Source organism: Pseudovibrio sp. W64 (assembly GCF_001623145.1).
GTDB lineage: Bacteria > Pseudomonadota > Alphaproteobacteria > Rhizobiales > Stappiaceae > Pseudovibrio.
On the sequence record NZ_LMCI01000026.1, the window covers coordinates 1 to 3,975 of the forward strand.

The window sequence follows — 3,975 nt, forward strand, 5'->3', positions numbered from 1 at the left end:
AACACTCCCTTATTCAAATCCGTAAGCCTGTTCCATAGGTGCTGACGACAAACAGAAAAACACGCTTTTCCAAAGCTCCCAACATAATTCTAAAATATTCGGCAGTCTGTTAACCAGCTAACAGACACAGCACCTTCATCTGCTTCATAGCTTGCCAGCAAACAACACAGGCCTGTGCGATCGACCAAACCCAATGATCGATGTTCAAGCCTGTTTGCTTGTTTTAAAGACTAAAACAAGGTGATAGAAATGTCCGAATTGATCGTCATTGGCTACGATAATGAAGCAGAAGCAGAAAAAGCACGCGAAGAACTGCTAGAACTACAACACGAGTATATGGTGGAAATTGCAGATGCAGTTGTCGCCAAAGCAAATGAACATGGAAAAATAAAGCTAAACCAGATGGTCAACATGTGGACTGCCGGAGCCGCTGGAGGCGCATTTTGGGGATTGCTGATTGGTCTAATTTTCCTGAACCCTCTTCTAGGTGTCGTTGCCGGGGCGTCAGCCGGAGCACTTAGCGGGGCGCTCAGTGACTATGGCATCAACGACAAGTTCATGAAGGACGTCGCTTCTGTACTAAAACCAGGGCAGGCAGCTTTGTTTATGATGGTCCGCAAGGAAGTATCCGACAAAGTCATTGAAAAGCTTGGTCAACAGGGCGGTCATATCATCCGAACAAATCTTGATCGCTCCAAAGAAAACTCCCTTCGTGAAGCTTTCGACGCAGCTCATTCTGAAGTTTCAAGTGTAAACGTATAGAATTCAAGAGATAGGGTCGGGTTACCAATGCCTTTGAGGTACTGTGTAGCCTGACCTTTATACGTTAAAGGGCTTGAGTAATCACTTAGTGCAGTCATCATCATGCTCTGAGAAAACAGTCAGACACTGCGGGTATACAGCTTTAATATGCGCTTCTAATCCGGGTACAACGCATGTGATGTTTCAATCCTCCTTTTCGGTAAAAGAAAATCCTGCACCGTAAACGAACTTCCCAGCTTGTCTTTCTGCGCAGGGCTGTACAAGTGGTGCCATGCTAACCTCATAGACTTTCGAATGTTTTCGCAAACCAACAAAGACATGAGCCTCTGACACCACTTATACGCATATTAGTCGAGCATTAAGACCAATCAATCACCAGAAAATCTAGCGATCTGAAAAAGATAAATTGATCTAGTCACCATTTTTCAATGATGGTCTCATCGCTCCATGTGGTCAAAGGAGCTTCGGACCACGTGCCGTAAGCGGTGTTCGGGAAAACGATCCACTCTGCACCCCATTTAGCGGCATTCTCATCGACAAGAGATTTCTGGTGATCCAGAGGAGTTTTGCGGAAACCACCGTCGAAGTCATGCAATGTATCCCCCAGCATCAGAACAATCTGGTGATCCTTCCGGACAATCTCACGTCGCTCCACTTTGGGTGGTCCAAGCAGAAGAACAGTTTCGGGGCTGATCTGTGGTAAACCCAGCTCTTTCAATGTGGCCAGTGTGTAATCTTTCTGCTTGTCCGCACGGTCTGAAATATAGCGAATAGCAACCCCCAGTTTATCTGCGTAGTTTAAGAATTCCTTTGCTCCAGGGATCAATGTCGGCTTACCATCGCGCTCCCATGGGAGCCAAGTGTCCCATACATCATATGTATGGCAGTTCTTCAGATCACGAGCCAACAGGGTACTATTATCAATCACAGTTTCATCCAGATCAGAAACAATAGCCAGTTTCGAAGGATCATCTGCCGCTTTGACTGCAGCTGCAAGTTTCTGCCTAGCAATGTTATAGGCTTGTCTCTGTAGTGCCCGAACTTCCGCTGATTGCTGCTGGAAACGCAAGCCCATGGTGAACTCCGCAACAGAACAGTCGTTTGAGGAAGCTTCTTGCGCGAAGCTCGCCTGCACCAGTGAACCCAGGATCAAGCAGGCCAGTACGGAAGTCGTGAGGAAGCGTTGTTTCATAAGACTATTCTCTTTCATTGAGCTTTTGCTTTCATGGCTTTGTGAAACTTCACAAAGCCATGATCATGAGGCATACAAAACTCACAATCGATCTTAAACCGTGTTCATAGTCTTATTGACATCGTCTATTGACAGATGGAAATTCCCTTGGCTGCCAAGCGGTCAGCATGACACGCTGGGAACAGCGTATCCGGGAGTTCTGGTCACTGCTACGCTTCATGAGTTCACAACAGCTCGGCAAAGTGGTGAGAGCGAGAAAGGCATTGCAAGGACGTTAGAACATTTCGGAAAGAGAGCGAAACTACTGAAAATTAAAAATCTGCCGACAGTTCTAATGTGGACGGCCTTGAAGAAATCAATGCTTTTTCGCGAAATTAATTTGAAAGGTTATCTACTGGAGCTAAGAGGGGGGTGAAATTGCGCTTTCCAACGCTCTCATTTGCTTACACAGTGCTGACACAGAACGGTAAGCAGCGAGGTTTTTGACCTATGACGATTTGGGGGCTGTTTTGCACAGGTCCTAAAAGAAAGCCCTAAAGGTCGTAACAAGCTGTCATGCCGTCAGAAACAGCTGCAAATGGAGGCGTTTTTCAACTTCAAAATTCGTATGTGTGGTGGCTCCTGTCACGAGCCGTCAGCGGGAAAGGTATGTCTATGCCGAACATAACGAAGCGAACGGTTGACGCGGCAAGGCCAGCAAGCAAAAAACACTTCCTCTGGGATAGCAAGCTCAAAGGGTTTGGCCTTCAAGTGATGCCAAGCGGTGCAAAAACATTCATTGTGCAATATCGCACGCATGAAGGCCGCTCCCGTCGTATGAGCCTTGGGAAATATGGTGAATTGACACCTGATCAAGCCAGAGATCTGGCGACCGACGTTCTGGCGAAGGTCCGCAATGGAGATGATCCTCTATTAAAGCGGGAAAACAAACGAGCTGCTCCCACGGTGAATGTGCTCCTTGATCTCTATATGAGTAAACATGTGCAGGTTCACAACAAGCCCAAGACAATGAAAGACATTGAACGTCTCCTAAAGCGATGTGTTCGTTCACGACTGGGGCACATGAAACTCAACTCTGTCAGGCGGCAGGATATTGCAAAGCTGCATCACTCATTGAGAGCAACACCTCGTCAAGGCAATCAAGTTCTGGCTGTCTTATCTAAGGCGTTCAATCTCGCTGAAGTATGGGGCCTAAGGCCAGAGCACAGCAACCCGGTTCGGTTGGTCAAGCGTTACAAAGAAAACGAGCGTGATCGTTTCCTGTCAGAGGAAGAGCTGCAAAGACTGGGGCGTACCCTTGAGCTGGCAGACCAGGAAGGTCTTCCCTGGATCATAAAAGCCGGGAAGAGTACAGCCAAACACTTGCCCAAGGATGTTGCAAAGCGAAAGACACCTGTTAATCCAAGAGCTCTTTGTTGCTTACGCCTGCTGCTTTACACCGGTGCGCGCTTTAGTGAAATTGCAACCCTGAAATGGAAGCATATTGATTTTGAATTGGCCACGTTTGCGCTGCCTTCAAGAAAGGGGGATGAGCGTAAACCTCATCCGGTAAGTAGCAGTGCCATCGAAATACTCTCTGAGATCCCACGAGTGGATGGTTCACCTTATGTTTTACCCGGCTGTAAAGATCCGACACAACCTATTTCGATTGAAGTCATTGAGAATGCATGGCAGCGCATCCGCATCCATGCCAATATTCCCGATGTTCGTATTCACGATCTGCGCCACACGGTTGGCACCTTCGCAGCTCAAGCAGGCAGTAACGCCTTCCTCATCAGCCACCTTCTGCGCCACCGCAACGTGACCATCACCAATCGCTATGTGAACCATGATGCCCATCCAATCCGGGTATTGTCAGAGACGATTGGTGAACGGATTGAGGCTGGATTGGAAGGACGAGAATGAGAACTCTGCTACAGGCATTTGGAAGTGTTTACTCGGATATTTGCGAACACCGTATGTTTCAATGTGACGGTGGATTCAACTGGTCGCGGCAACACACTGTGAGAACTTCTCAGCTG

3 protein-coding genes are annotated in these 3,975 nt (G+C 47.6%); 2 read left to right on the forward strand and 1 reads right to left on the reverse strand.

What is annotated here, in order from left to right; genetic code table 11:
- Positions 1 to 249 precede the first annotated feature (249 nt).
- Complete coding sequence (locus PsW64_RS10805) at positions 250 to 762, forward strand: DUF1269 domain-containing protein (RefSeq protein ID WP_063303599.1); 513 nt, start codon at positions 250 to 252, stop codon at positions 760 to 762.
- Between the two features lie 415 nt (positions 763 to 1,177).
- On the opposite strand, the gene PsW64_RS10810 is transcribed toward PsW64_RS10805, so the two are convergent.
- Positions 1,178 to 1,954, reverse strand: a complete 777-nt coding sequence (locus PsW64_RS10810; RefSeq protein ID WP_063303602.1) for a 5'-nucleotidase, lipoprotein e(P4) family — start codon at positions 1,952 to 1,954, stop codon at positions 1,178 to 1,180.
- Positions 1,955 to 2,608: 654 nt separating this feature from the next.
- Between PsW64_RS10810 and PsW64_RS10820 the strand changes: the two genes are divergently transcribed.
- Positions 2,609 to 3,859: a tyrosine-type recombinase/integrase gene (locus tag PsW64_RS10820; protein WP_063303601.1), complete on the forward strand. Its 1,251-nt coding sequence runs from the start codon at positions 2,609 to 2,611 to the stop codon at positions 3,857 to 3,859.
- The last annotated feature ends 116 nt before the right edge of the window (positions 3,860 to 3,975 follow it).

Coding starts and splice junctions, on each gene's coding strand:
- PsW64_RS10805 (WP_063303599.1), top strand. CDS start 250: ATGTCCGAATTGATCGTCATTGGCTACGATAATGAAGCAGAAGCAGAA.
- PsW64_RS10810 (WP_063303602.1), bottom strand. CDS start 1,954: ATGAAACAACGCTTCCTCACGACTTCCGTACTGGCCTGCTTGATCCTG.
- PsW64_RS10820 (WP_063303601.1), top strand. CDS start 2,609: ATGCCGAACATAACGAAGCGAACGGTTGACGCGGCAAGGCCAGCAAGC.